This is a genomic window from Vibrio sp. Vb0349 (genome assembly GCF_033338975.1).
This window is the reverse complement of record NZ_JAWOTS010000314.1, coordinates 1-1,186: the sequence shown is the minus strand read 5'-3', so window position 1 is coordinate 1,186 and position 1,186 is coordinate 1. Positions and strand designations below refer to the sequence as shown.

3 protein-coding genes are annotated in these 1,186 nt (G+C 42.8%); all 3 read right to left on the bottom strand.

Annotation, left to right across the window (positions count from 1 at the left end; translation table 11 throughout):
* The coding region (locus R7Q47_RS25465; RefSeq protein WP_318090140.1) for a molecular chaperone at window positions 1–411 on the bottom strand (411 nt) is incomplete at its 3' end.
* Between the two features lie 21 nt (window positions 412–432).
* A complete protein-coding gene (locus R7Q47_RS25460; RefSeq protein WP_031831698.1) occupies window positions 433–930 on the bottom strand; it encodes a spore coat U domain-containing protein in 498 nt (165 codons plus the stop codon).
* A gap of 39 nt (window positions 931–969) precedes the next feature.
* Window positions 970–1,186, bottom strand: a 217-nt coding sequence (locus R7Q47_RS25455) for a spore coat protein U domain-containing protein (RefSeq protein ID WP_318058538.1), incomplete at its 5' end; no start/stop codon positions are given.

Below are 1,186 nucleotides of genomic sequence, written 5' to 3'. Positions count from 1 at the left end.
TTTAACAGCGAGTTCATTTTCCATCGAATCGGTTAGAGGGTCGTGAGTTGGAGGCAGTTCCTCGATGATCACTCGGTAAGCGTACCCTTTACCTGCTTTGGCTTCATCTTGATTGAGGATGCGAATCAGCTGTTTTTCACCAGGTTCAATTTTGACAAATGGTGGCGTGGCAATCAGTTGATTTTGATTAGAATAGTTATCTTCACCTTCATTTTGTCCCCATTTAAAAATCCTCACTTGTAAGTAAGAATCAACGTTGCCTTTATTCACCATCCAAAGGTATGTCGCATTCGTCTCCGCTGTTATTTTGGGGTAGATCGGCCAAATTAATAATGAATTGGCGTTAGCATTGGAGATAAAAACAAAAAGGAAGGTCGCTATTAATAATGATTTTTTGAGTATGAATTCCATTTCATCCCTCCGAAACATCACTTACCACTCCAAGGTCAGCGTAAGCGTATCCATATAAATTCCGGCTATTTCATTCCCATTTATTATTGCCTTTGCCCAGATAGGAAACTGAATATTATCTGGGTCTTGATTGGTATCGACGGAATATCGTGTATCGATATCAAGCACTTGTGTGTAATCCAGATCCTGAAACAAAAAGTAGTCTACCGTCGTGACCTCTTCGCTATGCTTTAACTTGCGCACGCCATCCGACGAATTCAGCCCACCGTTTAGAGAAACATTCATCGCAATACCCGGAGTACAACTTAATGTAAGTGATGAGCTGTATGTGACACTGCCTTGTACTTCCGCTGCATAAACAGAAGAATGTTCACCAAAATCCAACGTTCCTATTTGTCCAGCTTGCGTTGCGCTCTCTTCTTGTACTGCGCCATTAATCAAACAGCCTGTGTCTACTGTTGCTGATACTTGAAAGGTTTCTGTCACATCAGCCAGTACAGTTGAAGAACACCAACTCATCACGACAAGTGAAAAGCCTCTAACAACCAGCGTCACGGTTTACCAGCTTAATGTCACACTGATTGTATCTGAGTACGATCCCGCAGTGCTGCTCGTACCGTAAGCTTTCGCAAAAAGCTCAATGGTCTGAGCCGTTGCGGTCGTAAACTCAGTAAGCGCCACCGTTCCATTTTGCACGATTTGGGTATTTCTGTCTGAATCGGTAAACAACTTATATTCGATATACTCGGAACCATTCGACATCGCGTAGGAGCCA